At 69.4% G+C, this 21,635-nt stretch carries 19 protein-coding genes; 12 read left to right on the top strand and 7 right to left on the bottom strand.

Annotation, left to right across the window (positions count from 1 at the left end; all coding sequences use genetic code 11):
- Position 1 precedes the first annotated feature (1 nt).
- The gene (locus EIK80_RS11030; RefSeq protein ID WP_125157030.1) at positions 2-1,798 is read left to right on the top strand and encodes a cation:proton antiporter; all 1,797 of its coding nucleotides are present in this window, start codon (positions 2-4) and stop codon (positions 1,796-1,798) included.
- Between the two features lie 7 nt (positions 1,799-1,805).
- Here the strand turns inward: EIK80_RS11030 and EIK80_RS11025 are convergent, their stop codons facing one another.
- Positions 1,806-2,207, bottom strand: a complete 402-nt coding sequence (locus EIK80_RS11025) for a MerR family DNA-binding protein (protein WP_233586552.1) — start codon at positions 2,205-2,207, stop codon at positions 1,806-1,808.
- Positions 2,208-2,276: 69 nt separating this feature from the next.
- Between EIK80_RS11025 and EIK80_RS11020 the strand changes: the two genes are divergently transcribed.
- The 10 genes from EIK80_RS11020 to mrdA all read left to right on the top strand — a co-directional run bounded on the left by EIK80_RS11020 (position 2,277) and on the right by mrdA (position 14,433).
- The gene (locus tag EIK80_RS11020) at positions 2,277-3,128 is read left to right on the top strand and encodes a class I SAM-dependent methyltransferase (RefSeq protein WP_125157028.1); all 852 of its coding nucleotides are present in this window, start codon (positions 2,277-2,279) and stop codon (positions 3,126-3,128) included.
- Positions 3,129-3,180: 52 nt separating this feature from the next.
- A complete protein-coding gene (locus EIK80_RS11015) occupies positions 3,181-3,822 on the top strand; it encodes a TetR/AcrR family transcriptional regulator (RefSeq protein ID WP_125157027.1) in 642 nt (213 codons plus the stop codon).
- On the top strand, positions 3,819-4,802 hold the full coding sequence (locus tag EIK80_RS11010) for an HlyD family secretion protein (protein WP_125157026.1): 984 nt from the start codon (positions 3,819-3,821) through the stop codon (positions 4,800-4,802). The genes EIK80_RS11015 and EIK80_RS11010 overlap by 4 nt, the downstream gene beginning before the upstream one ends.
- The gene (locus EIK80_RS11005) at positions 4,799-5,734 is read left to right on the top strand and encodes an ABC transporter ATP-binding protein (RefSeq protein ID WP_125157025.1); all 936 of its coding nucleotides are present in this window, start codon (positions 4,799-4,801) and stop codon (positions 5,732-5,734) included. Before EIK80_RS11010 ends, EIK80_RS11005 begins: the two co-directional genes overlap by 4 nt.
- A complete protein-coding gene (locus EIK80_RS11000) occupies positions 5,731-6,864 on the top strand; it encodes an ABC transporter permease (protein ID WP_125157024.1) in 1,134 nt (377 codons plus the stop codon). The genes EIK80_RS11005 and EIK80_RS11000 overlap by 4 nt, the downstream gene beginning before the upstream one ends.
- 337 nt (positions 6,865-7,201) lie before the next feature.
- Positions 7,202-8,425 carry an OmpA family protein gene (locus EIK80_RS10995; RefSeq protein WP_125157023.1) on the top strand — a complete coding sequence of 408 codons (1,224 nt, stop codon included), beginning with the start codon at positions 7,202-7,204 and terminating at the stop codon, positions 8,423-8,425.
- 457 nt (positions 8,426-8,882) lie between these two features.
- The gene (locus EIK80_RS10985; RefSeq protein WP_125157343.1) at positions 8,883-10,763 is read left to right on the top strand and encodes a ribonucleoside-diphosphate reductase subunit alpha; all 1,881 of its coding nucleotides are present in this window, start codon (positions 8,883-8,885) and stop codon (positions 10,761-10,763) included.
- Positions 10,764-10,949: 186 nt separating this feature from the next.
- Positions 10,950-11,939: a lipid A-modifier LpxR family protein gene (locus tag EIK80_RS10980; protein ID WP_125157022.1), complete on the top strand. Its 990-nt coding sequence runs from the start codon at positions 10,950-10,952 to the stop codon at positions 11,937-11,939.
- A 106-nt stretch (positions 11,940-12,045) separates the two neighbouring features.
- A complete protein-coding gene (locus EIK80_RS10975; protein WP_125157021.1) occupies positions 12,046-12,384 on the top strand; it encodes a hypothetical protein in 339 nt (112 codons plus the stop codon).
- A 75-nt stretch (positions 12,385-12,459) separates the two neighbouring features.
- Positions 12,460-14,433, top strand: coding sequence for a penicillin-binding protein 2 (gene mrdA / locus EIK80_RS10970; RefSeq protein ID WP_125157020.1), 1,974 nt, complete (start codon positions 12,460-12,462; stop codon positions 14,431-14,433).
- Positions 14,434-14,497: 64 nt separating this feature from the next.
- On the opposite strand, the gene EIK80_RS10965 is transcribed toward mrdA, so the two are convergent.
- The 4 genes from EIK80_RS10965 to EIK80_RS10950 form a co-directional block, all read right to left on the bottom strand.
- Complete coding sequence (locus tag EIK80_RS10965) at positions 14,498-15,766, bottom strand: patatin-like phospholipase family protein (protein ID WP_125157019.1); 1,269 nt, start codon at positions 15,764-15,766, stop codon at positions 14,498-14,500.
- Positions 15,767-15,785: 19 nt separating this feature from the next.
- Complete coding sequence (locus EIK80_RS10960; RefSeq protein ID WP_125157018.1) at positions 15,786-16,469, bottom strand: hemolysin III family protein; 684 nt, start codon at positions 16,467-16,469, stop codon at positions 15,786-15,788.
- Positions 16,470-16,606: 137 nt separating this feature from the next.
- The gene (locus EIK80_RS10955) at positions 16,607-17,377 is read right to left on the bottom strand and encodes a sulfite exporter TauE/SafE family protein (RefSeq protein ID WP_125157017.1); all 771 of its coding nucleotides are present in this window, start codon (positions 17,375-17,377) and stop codon (positions 16,607-16,609) included.
- A 37-nt stretch (positions 17,378-17,414) separates the two neighbouring features.
- Positions 17,415-18,581 carry an MFS transporter gene (locus EIK80_RS10950; RefSeq protein ID WP_125157016.1) on the bottom strand — a complete coding sequence of 389 codons (1,167 nt, stop codon included), beginning with the start codon at positions 18,579-18,581 and terminating at the stop codon, positions 17,415-17,417.
- A 96-nt stretch (positions 18,582-18,677) separates the two neighbouring features.
- Here EIK80_RS10950 and EIK80_RS10945 point away from each other — a divergent pair, with 96 nt between their 5' ends.
- Positions 18,678-19,604: a LysR family transcriptional regulator gene (locus EIK80_RS10945; protein WP_125157015.1), complete on the top strand. Its 927-nt coding sequence runs from the start codon at positions 18,678-18,680 to the stop codon at positions 19,602-19,604.
- Between the two features lie 20 nt (positions 19,605-19,624).
- On the opposite strand, the gene EIK80_RS10940 is transcribed toward EIK80_RS10945, so the two are convergent.
- A complete protein-coding gene (locus EIK80_RS10940) occupies positions 19,625-20,671 on the bottom strand; it encodes an aspartate-semialdehyde dehydrogenase (RefSeq protein ID WP_125157014.1) in 1,047 nt (348 codons plus the stop codon).
- 221 nt (positions 20,672-20,892) lie between these two features.
- A complete protein-coding gene (locus EIK80_RS10935) occupies positions 20,893-21,603 on the bottom strand; it encodes a CPBP family intramembrane glutamic endopeptidase (RefSeq protein WP_125157013.1) in 711 nt (236 codons plus the stop codon).
- Positions 21,604-21,635 lie beyond the last annotated feature (32 nt).

Genomic DNA, 21,635 nt, shown 5'->3' with positions numbered 1-21,635 from the left:
CGTGCAGCACGAGGTTTCACCAGAGAGCTACAAGGACCTGGTCCTGTTCCTGGCGACCGCCGGTATCGTCGCGCCGCTCTTCAAGCGCCTGAAAATCAATCCGATCCTGGGCTATCTGCTGGCCGGAGTCATTCTGGGGCCGTTCGGCCTGGGGCGGTTCATCCCTTACGCCCCGTGGCTGGACTACGTCACAGTCGACAATCCCGACGAAATCGCCCAGCTGGCCGAGTTCGGGGTCGTGTTCCTGCTGTTCATGATCGGGTTGGAGCTCTCGTGGGAGCGCCTGAGGCTGATGCGCAAGTGGGTGTTCGGCCTCGGCGCGGTGCAGGTGATCGGCTGCTCCCTGGCCTTGGGCGGCGGGGCCATGCTGCTCGGACAGGAGCCGGTGGCGGCCCTGACCATCGGCGCGGCCCTGACCCTGTCCTCGACCGCCATCGCCGTGCCCGTCCTGGCTGAGCGCCGCCGCCTGCATTCCGAAGCCGGCCGCGCCACCTTCTCGGTGCTGCTGTTCCAGGACCTGGCCGTGGCCCCGATCCTGATCACCCTGGCCATTCTCGGCCGCGGCCATGGATCGTTCCAGGTCAAGGACCTGCTGGCCCTGGCCCCCGCGGCCCTGGGCCTGGGCGCGATCGTGCTGGTCGGGCGTCTGGCGCTGCGGCCGATGCTGAAGTCCGTCGCCAAGGCCAAGAGCGAAGAGATGTTCATGGCCGCCTGCCTGCTGGTGATCATCGGCGCGGGTCTGGTCAGCGCGCTCTCGGGCCTCTCGATGGCGCTGGGCGCCTTCGTCGCCGGCATCCTGCTGGCCGAGACCGAGTATCGCCACGAGGTCGAGGTCAAGATCGAGCCGTTCAAGGGCCTGTTGCTGAGCCTGTTCTTCGTCTCGCTGGGCATCCGCCTGGATCTGTCCCTGCTGGCCGCCCAGCCCGTGGCGATCCTGGCCACGGCGGTCGGCCTGATGCTGCTGAAGACGGCCGTGGTGTTCGTCGGCGGCCTGGCCATGGGCCTGAACCGGCGCGCCGCGATCGAGGCCGGCCTGATCCTGGCGGCCGGGGGCGAGTTCGCCTTCGTGCTGCTGGACAAGGCCATCGACGCCGAGGTGGTGTCGCGGCCGCTGGGCCAGGCGGTGCTGGTGTCGGCCACCCTCACCATGTTCCTGATTCCGGCCCTGGCGGCGCTGGGCGGGTATCTGGGCCGTAAGAGCGCGCCGCTGCCGATCAGCGAGGCCCCGCCGTCCACGCCGCGCGAGCCGGACCGCGTGGGTCCCGAGCCGGCCGGCCAGGTGCTGGTCATCGGCTATGGCCGGGTCGGCAAGCTGGTCGGCGACATGCTGGGCCGCCACGCCCTGACGTGGATCGCCGTCGAGCGCGACGCGCGTCTGGTCGAGCAGGGACGGCGCAACGGCGACCGCATCTACTATGGCGACGCCTCGCGGATCGAGCTTCTGGAGCGCTGCGGCCTGGCCACGGCCAAGGCGGTGGTGGTGACCATGGACGCTTTCGAGGTGGCCGAGGCCGTGGTCGCCGCCGCGCGCGGGGCCCGGCCGGACGTGCCGATCGTGGTCCGCGCCCGCGACGCCCACCATGCCGCGCGGCTCTATGAGCTGGGCGCCACCGACGCGGTGCCCGAGACCATCGAGGCCAGCCTGCAGCTGTCCGAAGCCGTGCTGGTCGATATCGGCGTGCCGATGGGCCTGGTCATCGCCTCGATCCACGAGCGCCGCGACGAGTACCGCAAGAAGCTGAACCGCCCCGACGCCCTGGGCGGACGCCGCCGCCGACTGCGCGACGCCGCGCTGTGACGGGGCGCTAGACCGCTTCGGCCCGATACCGTCGGCGGTGATGGCCCGCCGCCTTTACGAGGCGCAGGAAGCGCGGGCAGTCCATCAGTCGCGGGACCTCGCAGTCGGCGGCGTGGGCCAGACCCTCGCGCAGGCGGGTCAGTTGTTCGATGCGGCGGTCCAGGTCGGCGACCTTGGCGCGCAGGGCTCCGCGGTCGATGTCCCGGCCGGTTCGCTTCGAGTCGTCCAGCATCGCGCCGATCTCGTCCAGCGAGAAACCGCAGGCGCGACCCAGGGCGATCAGCGACAGCCGCTCGATCTCGGACGGGGCGAACAGCCGCTTGAGGCCGCGCCGGCCGGTCGAGGCGATCAGGCCCTTTTCCTCGTAGAATCGCAGGGCCGAGGCGCGCACGCCGGTCCGTTTGGCCAATTCAGAAATATCAATGTCGAACACGGCTTGACCTCAAGTGCGCTTCAACTCGCAGGATGCGCGGGGACGATGACCATCGCAACGAAGGAGACGCGCGTGAGCGACCAGGACATGGCGGCCTATTGGGACCGGGCGGGGAGGGTCTGGGTCGAGCAGCAGGGGCTGCTGGACCGGATGTACCAGCCGATCGCCCGGGCGGTGGTCGATGCCGCCGACCCGCGCGCCGGCGAGGCGGTGCTGGACGTCGGTTGCGGCGCGGGCGCGACCACCTTCGAGGCGGCTTGGCGGGTTGGGCCGGAAGGTCGGGCGGTCGGCGTCGACATCTCGCCGGCGCTGCTGGAACTGGCGCGTCGCCGGGTGGGCGAGGCGGGTCTGGAAGGCGTCGAGTTTCTGCAGGCCGACGCCCAGACTCACGTCTTCAGGGCTGAATTCGACGCCATCGTCTCGCGGTTCGGGGTGATGTTCTTCCCCGATCCCGTCGCGGCCTTCGCCAACCTGCGCACGGCCGAGAAGCCTGGCGGCCGCCTGGCCTTCGCCTGCTGGCGCGGGCCCGAGGACAACGCCATCGCGACGGTTCCGCTGGCCGCCGCCGCCCCGTTCCTGCCCAGCCTGCCGAAGTTCGAGAAGGACGCGCCGGGCCGCTTCGGCTTCGCCGACCCCGACCGCGTGCGCGCCATTCTGGCGGCGAGCGGCTGGCGCGACGTGGTCATTGATCCCCTGGACGATCCGACGCCGGTCAGCGCCGAGGAGCTGTTGACCATGAGCCTGCGCGTCGGCCCGCTGAACCCCATCCTCACGGGCCAGGACGAAACCGTGCGCGAGAAGGTTCGCGAAGCGGTGACGAAGGCGCTGGAGCCTTACGTGACGAATGGCGTCGCCGAGATGAACTCGGCCTGCTGGCGGGTGACCGCGAAGGCTTGAGTTTCGGCCTGTTCGCCTTTAATGACTTCCGGGTCATTAAAGGCGAACAGTCATGCAGGCCGGACATCCCAAATGGCGTCGACGCGCCGAGGCGCGGCCGGGCGAGATCGTCCAGGCGGCGTTCGAGGTGTTCGCCGAGAAGGGCTTCGCCGCCGCCAAGCTGGACGAGATCGCCGCCCGGGCGGGCGTCTCGAAGGGCGCGCTCTATCTCTATTTCGAGACCAAGCAGGACCTCTTCGGCGCGGTGGTCCGCGAGGCGGTGGCGCCAAACCTGGACATGGTCGAGGCGGCGCTGGCCCAGGCCACGCTTCCGTTCCCCGACCTGCTGCGCCTGCTGTTCGCTCGGATTGGCCAGGTGATCACGACCTCCCGTCTGGGATCGGTGGCCAAGCTGGTCATCGGCGAGTCGCGAAACTTTCCGGAGCTGGCTCGCGTCTGGCATGATGAGGTGGTCAGCCGCGCCCTGACGGCGGTCAGCGCCGCGATCCGGCGGGGCCAGGAGCGCGGGGAGGTCAGGCCGGGCGACCCGCGCCTGCACGCCTTCAGCATTGTCGGTCCTCTCCTGACGGGCGTGATCTGGCGCGAGACCTTCACCCCCGTCGGCGCGCCGGCCGTCGATCTCGAGGCGCTGATCGCGCAGCACGCCGACACGGTGCTGCTGGGCCTCGCGCCGTGGCCGGAGGACAGGTCTTGAAGCCCGCCGTCCGCATCGCCGCCGTCGTGGCCGGGGTCGGCCTGGCCGGCTTCCTGGGTTGGCGGCTGCTGGGGCCTGACGCCCATCGGCCGCACCGGCTGTCGGGCTATGTCGAGGGCGAGACGCTCTATGTCGGGGCCGCGAACGCGGGGCTGGTCAGCACGGTGGCCGTCCAGCGCGGCGATCGGGTCGAGGCCGGCCAGCCGTTGTTCGCCCTGGACGCGGCCCAGCTGACCGCCGCCCGCGACCAGGCCGCCGCCCAGACGGCCATCGCGGAGGCCCAGCTGCGCGACGCCGAAAAGGGCCAGCGCCCGCAGGAGCTGGCCGTCTATGACGCCGAACGCGCGGCCGCCGAGGCCCAGGTCCGGCAGGCCCGGTCGGACTATGACCGCGTCGCGCCGCTGGTGGCCAAGGGGATCTACGCCCCGGCCAAGCTGGACCAGGTGAAGGCCGCCCTGGACTCCGCCCGCGCCAACGCCGCCGCCGTGGCCCGGCGCAAGGACGTCGGAACCCTGGGCGCGCGCCCCGACGCGGTGAGCGCGGCGCGGTCCGCCGTCGCCTCGGCCCGCGAGGCCCTGGCCGCCGCCCAGTCGCGGCTGGATCAGATCAGCCCCAAGGCCCCGGCGGCGGCGCGGGTGCAGGACGTCTTCTACCAGCCCGGCGAGTGGGCGGCCGCCAACCAGCCGGTCGTGGCCCTGCTGTCCGACGACCGCGTGCGGCTGCGCTTCTTCGTCCCCGAGGCCGAGGTGGCGCGCTATCGGCCGGGAACGACCATCCGCTTCTCGTGCGACGGCTGCGGGGCCGAGCGCTCGGCGCGGATCAACTATGTCAGCCCCCGGTCGGAGTTCACCCCGCCGGTGATCTACAGCCGCGAGGCCCGGCAGCGGCTGGTGTTCCTGGTCGAGGCCAGGCCCGACCCCGGTCCGGCCCTGGCGCCGGGTCAGCCGGTCGACATCGTTCCCCTGGACGCGAAGCCGTGAGCGGCCTGGCCGTCGATGTCCGGGGACTGAACAAGAGCTTCGGCCCGCGCCACGTGGTGCGGGACCTGGCGATCCAGGTCGGAACGGGCAAGATCACCGGCTTCCTCGGCCCCAACGGCTCGGGAAAGACCACGACCCTGCGGATGCTGTGCGGCCTGCTGACTCCCGACAGCGGCGAGGGGGAGGTGCTGGGTCTCGACTTCCGCAAGGACGCCGAGGCGGTCAAGCGCCAGACCGGCTACATGACCCAGAAGTTCTCGCTCTACGAAGACCTGTCGATCGAGGAGAATCTCGACTTCGTGGCGCGCGTCCACGAGCTGGACCGCCGCCGCGAGCGGGTGAAGGACAGCCTCGAACGCCTGGGCCTGGCGGCGCGCAGGAAGCAGCTGGCCGGCAGTCTTTCCGGCGGCTGGAAGCAGCGCCTGGCCCTGGCGGCCAGCGTCATGCACGAGCCCAAGCTGCTGCTGCTCGACGAGCCGACCGCCGGCGTCGATCCCAAGGCGCGGCGGGAGTTCTGGGACGAGATCCACGCCCTGTCGGCCGGTGGGCTGACCGTCATGGTCTCGACCCACTACATGGACGAGGCCGAGCGCTGCCACGACATCGCCTATATCGCCTATGGCAAGTTGATGGCGCGCGGCGCGGCCGATGAGGTGATCGCCGAGAGCGGTCTGGTGACCTTCCTGGCCGAGGGTCAAACCGCCGAAGGCATGGAGGCCGACCGCCTGGCGCCCGTCCTGGCCGGCCAGCCGGGCGTCCTGATGGCCGCCCCGTTCGGCGCGGCCCTGCATGTCAGCGGCACGGATCGCGCGGCGCTGGAGGCCGCCATCGCGCCCTACCGCGCGCCGCCGCTGGTGTGGACCGAGGTGAAGCCTACCCTGGAGGATGTCTTCATCCGACTGATGGACCAGTCGTCGGACAATTTTCAATGAGCGCGACAGGCCTGTCCGGCGCCCGCATCCTGGCGGTGCTGATCAAGGAGTTCATCCAGCTCACGCGGGACCGGCTCACCTACGCCATGATCCTGGTCATGCCGATCGTGCAGTTGCTGCTGTTCGGCTACGCCATCAACAACGACCCGCGGAACCTGCCGACCGCGGTGCTGGCGCAGGACCAGGGGCCGATGGCGCGCTCGACCCTCTCGGCCCTGGTCAACAGCGGCTATTTCGAGATCGTCCGCACGGCGACGTCTCCCCAGGAGCTGGACGAAGCCGTGGCGCGCGGCGAGGTGCAGTTCGCCCTGACCATCCCGGCCGACTTCACCCGTCGCGTGGTGCGCGGCGACGGCGCCCAGATCCTGGTCGAGGCCGACGCCTCGGATCCGGCCGCCACCGGCGGGGCGATCGCGGCCCTGTCCAGCCTGCCCCGGACGGCCCTGACGCGCGATCTCGTGGGGGCGACCGCGAAACCCGGCGGCGACCCGTTCGAGGTGGTGATCCACCGCCGCTACAATCCGGAAGCCATCACCGCCTACAACATCGTGCCGGGCCTGCTGGGCGTGATCCTGTCGATGACGCTGGTGATGATGACGGCGCTGGGCGTCACGCGGGAATATGAGCGCGGCACCATGGAGAGCCTGCTGGCCACGCCGGCCCGGCCGATCGAGGTGATGATCGGCAAGCTGACGCCCTATGTCGCCGTCGGCGTGATCCAGACGGTGGTGATCCTGGTTCTGGCCAGGGCCTTGTTCGCCGTGCCGATGGCGGGGGGCTGGCTGGCGCTGAGCCTCGGCGTCCTGCTGTTCATCATCGGATCGCTGGCCCTGGGGTTCCTGATCTCGACCGTGGCCCGGACCCAGCTGCAGGCGATGCAGATGTCGTTCTTCTACATCATGCCCTCGATCCTGCTGTCGGGCTTCATGTTCCCCTTTCGGGGAATGCCGCAATGGGCCCAGGCCCTGGGCGGCGTGATCCCGGTGACGCACTTTCTCAGAGTCGTGCGCGGCGCCTTGCTCAAGGGGCTGGACGCCGCCGAGCTGTGGCCAAGTCTCTTCGCACTCGGATTGTTTGTCGTCGCGATCTCCGGTCTGGCCATGGCGCGTTACCGGACCACTCTGGACTAGGCGCAGGTTCGTCGAGGACCTGACTGAAGCGGTTAGAATGTGCGGTTTTTAGGCGACGATCCGCGAATGCTTGACTGTTTCCTGCCTTCAAGCTCTTGCGCGCGGACGGTTCACGTGCGAACCCAACGAAGCTGACGCTTATCTGCAGTGGATGTCGGCGGGCACGCTCGGAAGTTGATTTCTGAGGGGCGGTCTTGTTTGGCTTTCCTGAGCAAAGGGCAGGGGGGCGAAACCTGACGAGTGTGTCTTTGCTGACACTTTCCCGTGGCGTTCGCCTTGGTATAACAGTGCTCGGTCGGTCTCCGGCCTGGGCAGGGCAATAGAGGGCTCTTCAACGATGAAACTCAACCTCCTGGCAGGAGCTGCTCTGGTCGCGGTGTTCGCCGCGTCGGGCGTTTCGGCCCAAGAGACCGGCTGGTACGGCGCGGTCGACCTCGGCTATCACTGGCCGCAAGCCATCAAGACGCAATCGAACCAGACCCTGCCGGACGGCGAATTCGCTCACTGGTCGTGGAAGTCCGAGAAGGACTGGACCGGCTTCGTGCGCCTTGGCTACCAATTCAACCCGCACGTCCGCGCTGAAGTCGAAGGCGGCTATCGCCCCGGCGACCTGCTGAGCGCCCGCGGCCCGGCCGTGCGTCACCCGATCGGTCTCTGCACCCCCGGCGTGACCCGCACCCCGGCCGCCCCGACCTGCGGCAGCCCGAGCGGCTCGATCGACTCGTGGACCCTGATGGCGAACGTCATTTATGACTTCGCTCCGGACGCCTGGCTGAACCCCTTCGTCGGTCTCGGCGTCGGCATCAACCGTCTGGACGTCAAGGCCCTGGGCCAATTCTCGGACGTTCCGGTCGTTCCGGGTCTGACGCCCATCAACGGCGTGACCAACCCGTCGATCCAGAACCTGACGGTCGATGACGACGATGTCGCCTTCGCCTATCAAGCTCTGGCTGGCGCCTCGATCAAGGCGACCGACAAGCTGAAGATCGACTTCACCTACCGCTACATCACCGGCGCGGATCACACCTGGTCGTCGACCGGCTCGAACTTCATCCAGCCGGGCGCCTTCAAGGGTCAGTACAAGGACCAGTCGGTGACCGTGGGTCTCCGCTACTCGTTCGCGTCGCCGCCCCCGCCGCCGCCGCCCCCGCCGCCGCCCCCGCCCCCTCCGCCCCCGCCTCCGCCGCCTCCCCCGCCGCCGCCGCCTCCGCCGCCGCCGCAGTATGAGGCCCGCGAGTTCATCGTGTACTTCCCGTTCGACCAATCGGTCCTGACGCCGGAAGCGCAATCGGTGGTCACGGAAGCCGCGAAGTACTCGAACGACGGTCACGCGACGAAGATCGTCGTCGTCGGCCACACCGACACGTCGGGTTCGCCGAAGTACAACGTGAAGCTCTCGGAACGCCGCGCCAAGGCCGTCGCTGACGCCCTGGTCTCGCAAGGCGTCCCGGCCGCCGTGCTCGGCGTCGACTGGAAGGGCGAAAGCGCTCCGGCCGTCGCCACCGGCGACGGTGTGAAGGAACCGCTGAACCGCCGTTCCACGATCTCGATCAACTTCTAAGATCGAATCGAACTGACTATCGGGAGGGCCCGGCGGAAACGCCGGGCCCTTTCTCTTTGTCCAGAGCCCTTCCGACGCGCCTGGAAGCCCGGAACCCCCGGTTTCCGGGCCTTTCGCCTGGCCCCCTCCGCCCCCTCGTCCGAGGGCGCCGTCCACCGCCGACCACCATCCCTTGTGGCCCTCCTGTTAACGAACGACGTTGTCCGGGGGCGGATGTCCTGGGGCGCCTTGCGGCGTCCTGTCGCGGGTGAAAAAAGTTCGGCCAGGCAACCCCTTGTCCCGCCTACGCAAGTTCGCGCCGTTCACAGGTTGTTAACGAAAAACTGGGGCCCGAGCCGTTGACGAGTCATTCACCACTGTGGCCCCATATGTGGGTTGAGGGGGCTCCTCAGCCACAAGATATAGCGGCTGACCGGGGCATGTCCCTTCTCCGGAACACGCTGATTGAGCAATGGATTTGGTCATGAACGGCAGTGAAGCGGCGAAGACGAACATCCGGAACGAGGCCCGTCTGGCCGCGATCAAGCCCGCCAAGCGCCCGCAACTGGCGCTGGTGCAGAAGGTGCAGGTCGATCGCTCGCGCGACGCCCTGCTGACCGACTTCGGCAAGACCACGCTGGAAGACCGCTACCTGCTGCCGGGCGAGTCCTACCAGGACATGTTCGCGCGCGTGTCGACGGCCTTCGCCGACGACGCCGACCACGCCCAGCGCGTCTACGACTATATGAGCCGCCTGTGGTTCATGCCGGCCACCCCGGTGCTGTCGAACGGCGGCGCCGATCGCGGCCTGCCGATCAGCTGCTTCCTCAACGCCGTCAACGACAGCCTGGACGGCATCCTGGGCGTCTGGAACGAGAACGTCTGGCTGGCGGCCAACGGCGGGGGCATCGGCACCTACTGGGGCGGCGTCCGCTCGATCGGCGAGAAGGTCAAGGGCCAGGGCCAGACCTCGGGCATCATCCCCTTCATCCGCGTCATGGACTCGCTGACCCTCGCGATCAGCCAAGGCTCGCTGCGTCGCGGCTCGGCCGCCGTCTATCTCGACATCCACCACCCGGAGATCGAGGAGTTCCTTGAGATCCGTAAGCCCTCGGGCGACTTCAACCGCAAGTCGCTGAACCTGCACCACGGCCTGTCGATCACCGACGAGTTCATGCACGCCGTGCGCGACGGGACCAAGTTCGGCCTGCGCTCGCCCAAGACCAACGAAGTCCTGCGTGAGGTCGACGCCCGCGCCCTGTGGCAGAAGGTTCTGGAGCTGCGCCTGCAGACCGGCGAGCCCTACCTGATCTTCTCCGACACGGTGAACCGCGCCATGCCCTCGTTCCAGCGCGAGCTGGGCCTGAAGGTGCGCCAGTCGAACCTGTGCAGCGAGATCATGCTGCACACCGGCACCGACCACCTGGGCCAGGAACGCACCGCCGTCTGCTGCCTGTCGTCGGTCAACGCCGAGACCTATCTGGAGTGGCGCGATCACCCGACGTTCATCGAGGACGTCATGCGCTTCCTCGACAACGTCCTGCAGGACTTCATCGACCGCGCCCCGGACGCGGCCTCGACCGCCGCCTACGCCGCCATGCGCGAGCGTTCGGTGGGCCTGGGCCTGATGGGCTTCCACAGCTTCCTGCAGAGCCAGAACGTGCCGTTCGAAAGCGCCCTGGCCAAGAGCTGGAACATGCGGATGTTCAAGCACCTGCGCCGCGAGGCCGACAAGGCCTCGATCGCGCTGGGCGAAGAGAAGGGCCCGTGCCCCGACGCCGCCGACCGCGGCTCCAAGGAGCGCTTCTCGCACAAGCTGGCCATCGCCCCGACCGCCTCGATCTCGATCATCTGCGGCGGCACCTCGGCGGGCATCGAGCCGATCCCGGCCAATATCTACACCCACAAGACCCTGTCGGGTTCGTTCGCGGTGAAGAACCCCTATCTGGAGAAGCTGCTCGAGGAAAAGGGCCAGAACACCGACGCGGTGTGGGGTTCGATCCTGGAAGAGGAAGGCTCGGTCCAGCACCTGGACTTCCTGAGCCAGGACGAGAAGGACGTCTACAAGACCGCCTTCGAGCTGGACCAGCGCTGGGTGATCGAACTGGCCGCCGACCGGACGCCGGAAATCTGCCAGAGCCAGTCGGTCAACGTCTTCCTGCCGGGCGACGTCGACAAGTGGGACCTGCACATGCTGCACTGGATGGCCTGGGAGCGCGGCGTGAAGTCGCTGTACTACCTGCGCTCCAAGTCGGTGCAGCGCGCGGCCTATGCCGGCGCCGAGGACAAGGTCGCGGCGGCTCCAGGCTTCGACGTGCCGGACAAGACCGACTACGACGAGTGCCTGGCCTGCCAGTAAGGCTTGCCGCGCCTCTGACGGCGACGATCCGAAAAAGTGACGGCGGCGCGGGAAATCGCGCCGCCGTTTCACGTTCCCGGAACCCTAATCTGTCACAACGGGTTCAGACCCTGTGCGTTTTCGCCGCGATGGACACGCTGTGAAACGAGCGTAGGCTGGGTGTCCGACTGGATTGGGGAATCCGTGATGCGGGTCGCTGGGGAGCGTACCGTTTTCTGCCTGATGGCGATGATCGCCGCCGTGGCGACTGGCCATGCCGGCGTCGCCTGCGCGGCCGCGAAGGCCGGAAAGGCCCCTCAGGCTGGCGAGGCCAAGCCCGAGCCCACGACGCCGATTTCCTTCCAGGTAAAGCCCGAGAGCCTGCGTCCGCTCGATCCCGAAAGCGCCACGGGCTTTGCGGCCCGTGACCTCGACGCCCCCCAGGGCAAGGTCGAGGGCGGGTTCGCCCTGTCGCCCGCCGCCGCCCTGGCCGGCGACGCTCGCATTCTCGACGTCGACCGTTTCTACGGCGGCGCGGGTCCCGTGACCTGGCGCTCCAACGCCTTCAGCCACCAGGCCCAGGCCGGCGGTCCGATCGACTCGGTCCGCGTCTCGATGGCCGGCATGGCCCCGACCGCCGCCTATGCGCCGCTGACCTTGGCCCGTCCCGAAAACGCGGACAGCTACGCCCTGCGCGAGGTCGACGTGACCGTGACGCGCGGCTGGCCCTCGGCCCTGGCGCTGAACGGCCGCAGGTTCGCCCTCGACGTCACCCCGCACGCCGGGCTGGGCTATGGCGCGGCCGGCGGTTCGGCCGAGGCCGGGGCCACCCTGCGCATGGGCAAGAAGAAGAACATGGGCTCGCGGGTGAACGACGCTCTGGGCGTCCAGGACGGCAACGCGACCTTCGGGACACGCGGGCGCTGGTACATCTTCGCCGCCGCCAGCGGCCGGGCCGTGGGCCTGAACATGCTGCGCGGCCAGAACGGCGACTGGAGCCGCGCGGGCCTGACCCAGGACGCCACCAGCAAGCTGATCGGCGACAGCCAGGCCGGCGTCGCCTGGCGCCGCGGCCCGATGCAGGCCTCGCTGGGCTATATCCACCGCGAGATCAGGGCCAAGGAAGGCATCATGGGCCTGGCCACCCAGAAGGACGACGTGGTGGCCCTGTCGTTCAGCCTCAAGCCCCAGTGGTAGGCCGGCGCCAGGCGCTGGCGGGCAGGCCAAAGGCCTATTAAGCTTGTGTTCCGGGCCGCTTTCATGCAGCTAGCGCCGTTCCGTCCACCAGCCGTCCAGCGAGATCATGAGCGATAGCGAGCCCCCGCGCCGCAAGACCCTGAGCCTCAAGAGCCCGGTCGCCGCCCCCGGAGGGCCGCCGCCGCTCGAGCGCATGGTCAAGCCGTCGGCCCGCGCCACCGTGTTCACGCCCCACGCCGCCCCGCCGCCGCCGCCGGCCCCCGCGCCGACGGGGGACTGGAAGTGCAAGCCGTGCGGCACGCGCTTCGACCCGCCGACCGACATTCCCGACGAAGACTCGGTCCGCTGCCCGTCGTGCAACGCCCGTCTGGGCCTTGCCGCGGACTTCCGCGCCGACCCGCCGAACGTGGCCAAGCTGCGCGCACGCTGGCTCAAGAAGGCCTAGGACCCGCTCGCCGGAAAATCCTTGACGCCGTTTGGCGGCGTGATGGTGTCTCGACAAGGAACGGTTGAGTCGGGAATGAGCGAACCTTCCATCTTCTTCTTCGAGGTCAACGAACGCCAGGGGATGTTCCACCGGCGCGCGTTCCTGCTGGGCGGCCTGACGGGCATGGGTTTGCTGGCGCTGGGCGGCCGGCTGGCCCAGCTGCAGCTGGTCGAGGCCAAGCGCTATCAGAAGCTCTCCGCGGGCAACCAGTTCAACTACCGCTTGGCGCCGCCGCCGCGCGGCCTGATCCTCGACCGCAACGGCGTGTCGCTGGCGTCCAACCGGCCGAACTTCCGGCTGATCGTCAACAAGGACAAGGACCTGGACGCCGAGGCGGTGATGACCGACCTCCAGAAGCTGGTGCCGATCGACGAGGCCCGCCGCGCGCGGGTTCTGAAGGAGCTGGCCCGCGCCCCGCGCAAGGCGCCCGTCGTGGTGATGGAAGACCTCTCGTGGGAGGAGTTCTCGCGGATCAATATCCGCGAGCCGGAGCTGCCCAACGTCACCGCCGACATGGGCGAGGTGCGGGTCTATCCCTTCGGCGGCGCCTTCGCCCACGTGATCGGCTACGTCGCCAAGGCGTCGGACCGGGATCTCAAGGCCGCCGAAGGCGACAGCACCCAGGATCAGGTGCTGCTGCACAATCCCGGCTTCCGGATCGGCAAGCAGGGTGTGGAGAAGGCCTTCGACAAGGACCTGCGCGGCCGCGCCGGCGCCACCAAGACCGAGGTGGACGCCCAAGGTCGCGTCGTGCGCCTGGATCCGACCGGCGACATCGCCGCGACGGCCGGCAAGGAGATCCGCCTCACCCTGGACGCCGACATCCAGAACCGCGCCCTGGAGGTGATGGGCGAGGAAAGCGGCGCGATCGTGATGGTCGATTGCCGCAACGGCGACCTGCTGTGCATGGCCTCCACGCCCAGTTTCGACGCCAACCAGCTGGTCAAGGGTCTGTCAGGCTCCGAGTATCGGGCCCTGGCCGAATACGAGCGCAAGCCGCTGCTCGACAAGACCATGACCGGCGTCTACCCGCCGGGCTCGACCTTCAAGCCGACCGTGGCGCTGGCGGCGTTGAGCGCGGGGATCGATCCGACCGAGCGGGTCGTGTGCACCGGCGGCTGGTACTTCGGCGGCCGCACCTGGCACTGCCACAAGAAGGGCGGGCATGGTTCGCAGAACATGCATGACGCCATCAAGAACTCCTGCGACGTCTATTTCTATCAGATGGCGCTGCGCATCGGGCCGGATCCGATCCACACGACGGCGACCGCCATGGGCTTCGGCCAGACCTTCGACCTCGGCATACCCGGTCAGCGCAAGGGCCTGGTCGGCTCGCGCGAGTGGAAGAAGAAAGCCTTCAAGAAGGACCCGGTCTGGCACCCCGGCGACTCCGTGCCGTACGGGATCGGCCAGGGCTATATCAACGTCAACGCCCTGCAACTGGCGGTGATGTGCGCGCGTCTCGCCAACGGCAAGCGGGCGCTGAACCCGCGCCTCGTCAAGTCGATCGGCGGGGTCGACCAGCCGCATGGCGACGCCGTGGCGGACCTGCCTATTCCGCCCGAGCACCTGGCCATCGTCCGCGACGGCATGGCGGCGGTCGCCAACGATCCGACCGGCGGCGCCTACAAGCAGAGCCAGCTGGGTCTTGGCGACGTGCTGATGGCGGGCAAGACCGGCACGGCCCAGGTGCGCCAGTATTCCCAGACGGGATCGCGCAGCAACCAGGGCGTCCCCTGGCGGCTGAAGGACCACAATCTGTTCATCGCCTTCGCCCCCTACGACAATCCGCGCTACGCGATGTCGGTGCTGGTCGAGCATGGCGGCCTGTTCGGCTCCAGCGCCGCCGCGCCCCGGGCCCGCGAGGTGATGCGCGTGGCCCTGCTGAAGGATCCCGAGATCCGGGCCCGCATCGAGAATCCGACACCGTTGCCCAGCCTGGGGCCGGAGGACGAGACGGCGGGGGAGGCCCCGATCCCCACCGAGGGCGAGCCGTCGACGGGCTGAGCGCGCGAGGGCCTAGGCCCGGCTTGAAGCTTTTCGCCCGGCGTTCCGGAAGGGCGAGGGAGCCTCAAGGCTCCAGCGGCACCTCGATGCCGACCGGCCCGGGTTCGTCGCGGATGATGACGCCCGTGCCGGCCGCGTGGGACGGAACCTGCTTCTTGAAGAGACCGCGCCAGAGGCTCTGTTCCTCGACCGCGCTGGTCCAGACCGTGCCCTGCATCGCCTGCTCGACGCCGGCGTCATAGATGCGGCGCATCAGGTCGGTCTCGAACTTCAGCAGGTTGAAGCCCTCGAAGCTGCTCGGGATCGAGGCGACGCTGAGCGGCAGGTTATGGCGCGAGCAGAAGCCGGCGGCCAGGCTCAGCGCCTGCCGGTAGGAGAACCGCAGCATGGTGTCGAAGCTGCGGGCCATGATCGAGGCTACGCCCGGCGGGGTCGACTGGGTCGACGGATCCAGCACGGTGTTGACGATCACATGCACCCGGCCGCGTCGGAAGCGGGGCCCCAGGTTGCGCCAGTGCAGCAGGGCGTCGGGCATCAGGAACAGCGGCGCGGCCACCCCGCCGTCGACGTGCATTTCCTGATAATGCTGGCCGTCGACCTCGACGTCGATCAGCTTGGGCGGAAAGATCCCCGGCACCGAGGACGAGGCGACCAGCAGGGTGCGGAACAGCTTCAGCGCCGCGTCGCCGCCATGGTTGGCGATCTCGCCCATGTCCCAGACGACGGCCCTCTGGCTGTCGAGATTGGTGGTGGCGATCAGCAGGCGACGGCCCTTCAGGTGCTCGACGGCGACCGCGTCGACCATCTCCTGGTCGACGAAGGTCTCGACCAGGGCGTCCAGGCTCTCGCCCTTGAAGATGCTGGGGCCCAGCGCCGTTCCCAGGCGGCGGAAGCTGAGCAGCTCGGCCGCGTGGCCGCCGACATAGGCGTCGGTCAGGCGCTCGTCCCAGGCCGGGCCGAGGAAGGCAAGGGGCGCGATCAGGGCCCCGGTGCTGACCCCGGTGACGATGGCGAAGTCCGGACGGCGGCCGGCCTTGGTCAGGCCCGTCAGCACGCCCGCGCCATAGGCGCCGCCGGACGCGCCGCCGGACAGGGCCAGGATGTTGAACTCGTCGCGGCCGATCAGCGAGCGCGCCGGCGCCAGGCGGTCGGCCGCGCTTCTCAGGGCGTCGTCGGCCTGGTCGACCGAGAGGCGCACGCCCGGGAAGCCCAGGGCTTCCACATGCCGCTCCGAGGTGGGCGCGGACAGGCGCTTGCCGCGAAGCGGATCGGTGGCCTTCCTGTCCTTGAAGAAGCCCTGGAGGCTGATCTTGCCGGCGGGATCCTTATCCAAGGAAGTTCTCCAGGGGTGTCTAGCGCGCGCTGGCCAGCACCACGCCCACCAGGACGGCCGCGTAGTGCAGGCCGGCGCCGCCGATCACGTGGCCGTGCCAGATGGCGCGGCGGAACTTCAGGCGACGCATCAGGTAGAAGATGGTTCCGGTGGAATAGACCAGGCCGCCGATGGCGAGCAGCAGCAGGGCCACCCAGGACAGGCCGTCGATCATCGGCTTGATGGCGACCAGCACCAGCCAGCCAAGGGCGAGGTAGAGGCCGACCCAGAAGCGCTTGTCCAGGCCCGGCAGGAACAGCTTGGCCAGCACGCCCGCGCCGGCGACGGTCCACACCGCCGTGGTCATGCCGATGGCCCACCAGCCGTGCAGGTTCTGGGTGGTGAAGGGCGTGTACGAGGCGGCGATCATCACGAAGATGCCGGCGTGGTCGAAGCGGCGCAGCAGCGGGCGCCAGCGGGCCTTGGCGAAGTTGTAGGCGGTCGACAGCGACAGCATCAGGATCAGTCCGACGGTGTAGACGCTGACGGCGGCCACCTGCCGCAGGTCGCCGATCCCGAAGGCCAGGCCCAGCAGGATGCCGCCGCCCAGCAGGGCGCAGGCCAGGCCCGCCAGGTGCACCACAAGGTCGGCGCACTTGGCGCCAGCCGTGGGATAGTGCGTCGCGACCTCGGAAGCGACGATGTCGGTCGTGGTGGTCGTCATGGCCCCGCTCGATGCGAAATGCAGTACGTCCGAACGCTAGGTTCGTTCCGTGACATATAAGCGTCGATCATCGTGGCGGCGAAAGGGCGTGGGCGACACGCTGGAAAGAAAAGGCGGCTTCTGGGCCGCCCGTCCCCCTAAAAGAACAGGCCTCTGGCGCCGTCGAACACCAGCTTGCCGCCGACCGCGACGAGCAGCACGTAGATGACCTTGTAGAAGCCCTCGGCCGGCACGCGGCGCACCACCCAGACCCCGCCCCAGGTCGAGGCGATGGCCAGGGGCAGCAGCACCCCGGCGGTGGCCAGCACCTTGGGCGTGAACTGGCCCAGGGCGATGTAGGCCGGCACCTTCATCCAGTTCACGACCGCGAAGAAGATGGCGCTGGTGCCGATGAAGGCGTCACGGGGCAGGCGGCGGGGCAGGACGTAGATCTGGAATGGCGGGCCGCCGGCGTGGGCGATCTGGCTGGTGAAGCCGGCCGCCGCGCCGCAGATCGCGCCCAGCCACGGCCGGCCTGGGGTCGCCTCGACCTGGGCGGCGGCCTTGACGGCGCGCTCGGCCCACAGGCGCTGCAGGGCGAAGGCCACCGAGATCAGGCCCACGGCCAGCTCGACGGCGGCCTCCTTGACGAAGGCGGCCAGGGCCCAGCCCAGGAAGATCCCCACGGCCGCGGCGGGCAGCATCAGGATCAGCAGGCCCTTGTCCCAGCTCTTCCGGAAGGCCCAGACGCTGACCACGTCCTGGACCAGCAGGATGGGCAGGGTGATCGAGGCGGCCATGACCGGCGACACCGCCAGCGCCATCAGCGGCACCGCCACCACGCCGATCCCGGCGAACCCGCCCTTGGCCAGGCCCAGCAGGATCACGGCGGGAATCGCCACCGCGTAGAAGAACGGATCGGTCAGCATGGGCCGGTGCTTAGCAGCAAGCCCGGCCCGTGCCTATTCAGGCTGCGGCCAGTCCCGTCCGGTGCTCCAGGCGGAGGCTGAAGGCGGCCAGGGCCAGGGCCGACAGCGGCACCACAGCGGCGACCAGGGGGACGGCCGAGAGGCCCGGGCCGTGGTCGATCACCGCTCCGCCCAGCCAGGCCCCGAAGGCGTTGCCCAGGTTGAAGGCGGCGATGTTCAGGCTGGAGGCCAGGCCCTGGCCCGCGCCGCCGGCCTGGCTCAGCACCCGCATCTGCAACGGCGCGACGGTGGCGAAGGCGGCCGCGCCCAGCAGGAAGGCGGCGATCACCGCGCCGACCTGGCTGTGGAAGGCGAAGGCCGAGGCGCCCATCACGAGCGTCAGCAGGATCAGCGTGCCGGCCAGGGCCGCGTTCAGGCTCTTGTCGGCCCAGCGGCCGCCGGCGAGGTTGCCGGCCACCAGGCCCGCGCCGAACACCAGCAGGATCGGCGAGACGGCGGCCTGCGAGAAGCCGGCCAGCTGGGTCAGGATCGGCTGGATGTAGGTGAAGACCGCGAACACCCCGCCAAAGCCCAGCACGGTCATGGCCAGGCCCAGCTGCACCTGCGGTCGGGCCAGCACGGCGAACTCCTCGCGCAGCGGCGCGGGCTCGGCCGTCTCCTGGGCGCTCGGCACCAGGGCGGCGAGGACCACGAACGCCAGGGCGCCGACGCCGGCCACGGCCCAGAAGGCCATCCGCCAGCCAAAGGCCAGGCCCAGCCACGCGCCGAACGGCACGCCCAGCAGGGTGGCGAGGGTCAGACCGGTGAACATGATCGAGATCGCTGAGGCCTTGCGCTCGGGCGCCACCAGGGAGACGGCGACCAGGGCGCCGACGCCGAAGAACGTGCCATGGGCCAGGGCCGTGACCAGCCGCGCGCCCATCAGGATCCCGTAGGTCGGGGCGATGGCGGCCAGGATATTGCCCAGGGTGAAGATCGCCATCAGCACCAGCAGCGTCGTCTTCTTCGGCAGGCGGCGCGTGGCGATGGTCAGGATCGGCGCGCCGACGAAGACGCCCAGGGCGTAGCCGGTCATCAAGAGGCCGGCGGTGGGGATCGACACGCCGAGATCGGCGGAGACCTGCATCAGCAGGCCCATGATGATGAATTCGGTGACGCCGATGCCGAAGGCGCCGACGGTCAGGGCATAGAGGGCGAGGGGCATGACGGCTCTCGTATTGGGTTCGGACCCCCAGATAGCGCCGGCATGTTCGATGAATTAGATTGGATGAAGGAACTTTACTTGTGAAATGAGGGCACAATGGCGCGCTCGGAGATCAATCGTTCGGGGGAGATGGAGGTCTTCGCCCGCGTCGTCGAGGAGGGCGGCTTCACGGCCGCCGCCAAGGCGATGTCGATGACCCCGTCGGCGGTCAGCAAGCTGGTGGCGCGGCTGGAGGCGCGGCTCGGCTCGCGGCTGATCAACCGCTCGACCCGCAAGCTGCAGCTGACCGCCGAGGGCCTGACCTTCCACGAGCGCACCCTGCGGGTGCTGGCCGACCTGGACGAGGCCGAGCGTTCGGTCGCCGCCTGCGCCGTCCCCAAGGGCCGGCTGCGGATCAACGCCAACGTGCCGTTCGGCCTGCACCACCTGCTGCCCCTGGTTCCGAAGTTCATGGCCCTGAACCCCGAGGTGCAGGTCGATGTGACCCTGACCGACCAGATCATCGACCTGCTGGACGAGCGGACCGAGCTGGCGATCCGGGTGGGGCCGATGCGGCCCTCGCAGCTGGTGGCCAGGAAGCTGGGCGACAGCCGCACCGTCCTGGTCGCCTCGCCCGACTATCTGGCGCGACGCGGGACGCCGCGGCATCCCGACGACCTGGCCGATCACGACCTGATCACCTTCAACTTCTCGCGCCAGTGCGACGAGTGGCCGTTTCGGATCGCGGGCGAGCGGGTGTGCTATCCGGCGCACGGCCGGGCCATGGTCGGAGACGGTGAGAGCGCCACCCACCTGGCCCTGGCCGGGCAGGGGATCACCAAGCTGGGCATCTTCCATATCGTCGACCAGATCCGGGCCGGCCGGCTGGTCCCGGTGCTGGACGACTTCAATTCCGGCGAGCTGGAGACGGTCAGCGCCGTCTATGTCGGCCACGCAGGGCCGCTGCCGGCCCGCGTGCGGGCGTTCATCGACTTCCTGGCGGCGGAGGTCGATGTCGACTGGCCGATGGGGCGAGCGATTTAGCGCCCGCCCCTCGGCGCGTTCTACGCCCCCAGCATCACCTCGGCGATCTGCACCGCGTTCAGGGCCGCGCCCTTGCGGAGGTTGTCGCCGACCACGAACAGCACCAGGCCATGCTCGACGGTCGGGTCCGGCCGGATGCGGCCGACGAACACCGGATCCTGGCCGGTCGCCGCCAGCGGGTTCGGCACGTCGTCCAGCACCACGCCCGGCGCGGCGGCCAGCAGGGCCGTGGCCTCGGCCACCGACAGTGGACGCTCGAACTCGGCGTTGATCGACAGCGAGTGGCCGGTGAACACCGGCACGCGCACGCAGGTGCCCGACACCGGCAGGCCGGGGATCTCGAGGATCTTGCGGCTCTCGTCGCGCAGCTTCAGCTCTTCCTCGGTGTAGCCGTCCTCGCTCAGCACGTAGTTCAGCGGCACGACGTTATAGGCCAGCGGAACCGCCCACTTGCGCGGGGCGGGCAGGGGGGCGGCGTCCGGCGACTGGGCCAGGCCGTCCAGGTCCCCGGCCGCGCCGGCGCGCAGCTGCTCGGACAGCACCTCGATGCCCTCCATGCCGCCGCCCGAGGCGGCCTGGTAGGTGCTGACGGTCAGGCGCTTGAGGCCCGCCTTGTCATGCAGGGGCTTCAGCACCGGCATGGCGGCCATGGTGGTGCAGTTGGGGTTGGCGACGATGCCCTTGGGGATATTGGCCAGCGCGTGCGGATTGACTTCGGCCACCACCAGCGGGACGTCCGGGTCAGAGCGCCAGGCCGAGCTGTTGTCGATCACCACGGCGCCCGCCGCGGCGGCCTTCGGCGCCAGGTCGCGCGAGGTCGAGCCGCCGGCCGAGAAGAACACGATGTCCAGGCCGGCGAAGTCGGCGGTCGCGGCGTCCTCGACCACGATCTCCTGGCCCTTGAAGTCGACCTTGGTCCCGGCCGAGCGGGCCGAGGCGAACAGGCGTAAGGACGCCAGCGGGAAGTCGCGCTCGGCCAGCAGCTCGCGCATCATGCCGCCGACCAGGCCGGTGGCGCCCACGACGCCGACGCGGGGCGGGTTGGCTCGGGAAAACTTGAAGCTCACGGGTCTACGTCTCCTGAAAGTGCGGAGGCGCGGGGAGCTCTAGGGTCTCGTTGGATGAGAGCCGCCCCGCGCATCGGCGGGGCTGGTGGGATGCTCGCTAGTTCGCGCGCACGCCCGACCACGCCCCGCCGCAGCGGGTCGTTTTCGGGGTGGTAATTTTGGTCGCGCGGACTTGCATCGGCGGCGCTTCTAGCGAGGAAGCGCCGTCGCGTAAAGCGGCTTTAGAGGAACAATGATGCCGCGTTACCGACATTGTGCATCAGGACCGGCAATAAAATGCTTCCTGTGCGCAGCCTCACCCAGACGCCGATCAGCGACGGCCCGGCGGTCAGGGCGAAGACCATCGGCTCGAACGAGGCCTTGCCGTGCGAGACGCCCAGCGCGTGGGCCAGGCCGAACAGGGCGCAGGACAGCAGCGCGCCCCAGCCCCAGTCGACGCCCAGAAAGCGGACACGGCCGGTGAAAGCCTCGCCCAGGACCAGCAGCAGGACGCCGCGATAGAAGGCCTCTTCCTCCAGGCCCGGCATGGTCAGCTGGAAGGCCAGGGTCTCGACGGTGCTGGGCTCGTTGGGGAAGGCCAGGGCCAGGCCGACGAACAGCAGGCCGTACAGGCTGGCGACGATCAGCGGGGCCTTGAGGTCGGCTTGGCGAAGAGTCAGGCCGCTGCGGGTCCAGCCGAGGGCGGGCAGGGCGGCGACGGCCAGGGTGGCCAGCAGGGCCAGGACCTTGCCTTCCCAGTTCCAATGGCCGGGGATCAGATCGGGCAGGCGGCCATAGAGCCGCGTCAGCAGCGCGTCGTTCAGCAGGACAAGGCCCGCCGCCGCCAGCAGCCAGCGCGGCGAGAACGCCTCGCGGCCGCTCAAGAGCCCGATCACGCCGCCGGCGCCCAGCAGCAGCGCCAGCACCAGGCCGATCCCCAACAGTCCGTCCATGAAACCCCTCCGAAGATGATGAGGGGGCTCTA

The organism is Caulobacter sp. 602-1, assembly GCF_003931565.1.
Classification (GTDB): domain Bacteria; phylum Pseudomonadota; class Alphaproteobacteria; order Caulobacterales; family Caulobacteraceae; genus Caulobacter.
The sequence above is the reverse complement of the archived record's forward strand: the minus strand, read 5'-3'. Positions and strand labels throughout refer to the sequence as shown.